At 66.1% G+C, this 1,606-nt stretch carries 2 protein-coding genes and 1 pseudogene (1 of these 3 running past the window's edge); all 3 read left to right on the top strand.

Annotated features, from left to right (window positions below; genetic code table 11):
- On the top strand, nt 1-811 hold an 811-nt coding region (mnmA, locus tag ACIP0B_RS27215), incomplete at its 5' end, for a tRNA 2-thiouridine(34) synthase MnmA (RefSeq protein WP_400838035.1).
- Nucleotides 808-1,431 (top strand): high frequency lysogenization protein HflD, encoded by a 624-nt coding sequence (gene hflD, locus ACIP0B_RS27210; RefSeq protein ID WP_400838032.1) that lies wholly within the window; start codon nt 808-810, stop codon nt 1,429-1,431. The genes mnmA and hflD, both read left to right, overlap by 4 nt.
- Before the next feature lie 127 nt (nt 1,432-1,558).
- Nucleotides 1,559-1,606: pseudogene (gene purB / locus ACIP0B_RS27205) on the top strand (adenylosuccinate lyase); it runs 1,274 nt beyond the window's last position.

Below are 1,606 nucleotides of genomic sequence, written 5' to 3'. Positions count from 1 at the left end.
GTGCGCATCACGGTCGACGGTTACCCCGACGACGCTCTGCACGGCGTGGTCGACACTGGGCGCCGATCTGATCGCCACCGGCCACTACGTGCGCCGCCGCGACATCGACGGCCGCACCGAGCTGCTCAAGGGCCTGGATCCGAACAAGGACCAAAGCTACTTCCTGCACGCCGTCGGCGGCGAACAGATCGCCAAGACCCTGTTCCCGGTCGGCGAACTGGAAAAGCCCGAAGTGCGCGCCATCGCGGAGAAGTACGAACTGGCCACCGCCAAGAAGAAGGACTCCACCGGGATCTGCTTCATCGGCGAACGCCGCTTCAGCGATTTCCTCAAGCAGTACCTGCCGGCGCAGCCGGGCGAGATCAAGACCACCGAAGGCGAAGTCATCGGCCGTCACCATGGCCTGATGTACCACACCATCGGCCAGCGCCAGGGCCTGGGCATCGGCGGCCTGAAGGACGCCGGCGACGAGCCGTGGTACGTGCTGCGCAAGGACCTGGAGCACAACGAACTGATCGTCGGCCAGGGCAACAACCATCCATGGCTGTTCTCCGGCGCCCTGCTCGCCTCCGAGATCTATTGGGTCAACCCGGTCGACCTGAGCCAGCCGCGCCGCCTCACCGCCAAGGTGCGTTACCGCCAGAACGACCAGGCCTGCACCCTCGAGCAGACCGCCACCGGCTACCGCGCCGTGTTCGACGAGCCGCAGCGCGCCGTCACGCCGGGCCAGTCGGTGGTGTTCTACGACGGCGAGGTCTGCCTCGGCGGCGGCGTGATCGAAGTCGCCGAGCCGTGGAGCGGCCAGGCATGAGCCCGACCCAGGAACAACTGACGGCATTGGGCGGCGTGTTTCTCGCCGCCGTGCTGGTCGACCGGATCGCCAAGACCGGCCAGACCAACGAGGCCGGCCTGACCTGCATGCTCGGCAGCCTGCTGGTGCGCGACCCCAAGGACACGCTGGACGTCTACGGCGGCGACGACATCAACCTGCGCGACGGTTACCGCGCGCTGATCGGCGCCCTCGAACGTGACCCGAGCACCCTGCAGCGCGAACCGTTGCGCTACGCCCTGTCGATGCTGGGCCTGGAGCGGCAACTGGCCAAGCGCGACGACATGCTCGACACCATCGGCAAGCGCCTGCCGCAGATCCAGTCCCAGGTCGAGCATTTCGGCCCGGCCCACGAAAATGTGATCGCCGCGTGCGGCGCGCTGTACCAGGACACCTTGAGCACCCTGCGCCAACGGATCCAGGTGCACGGCGACATGCGCAACCTGCAGCAGCCGAGCAACGCGTCGAAGATCCGCGCCCTGCTGCTGGCCGGCATCCGTTCTGCGCGCCTCTGGCGCCAGCTCGGCGGCCATCGCTGGCAACTGGTGATCAGCCGCCGCAAGCTGCTCAAAGAGCTGTATCCGCTGATGCGCAGCGAGTGAACCGACCCGCGACAATTGCTTTGTAGTCCGTAACGCGTAATACGCCGGTCAGTTGGTGACGGATCGGCGGACTTTTTCATGTATGATACGCGCCCCATTTCGTTGCCCGACTGTCCGAGAACACCCCATGCAGCTCTCTTCGCTCACTGCGGTTTCCCCTCTAGAAGGCCCCTAA

The sequence above is a fragment of the Pseudomonas sp. NPDC089534 genome (assembly GCF_044749305.1).
Classification (GTDB): Bacteria; Pseudomonadota; Gammaproteobacteria; order Pseudomonadales; family Pseudomonadaceae; genus Aquipseudomonas; species Aquipseudomonas ekonensis.
This window is presented reverse-complemented; position numbering and strand designations above follow the sequence as displayed.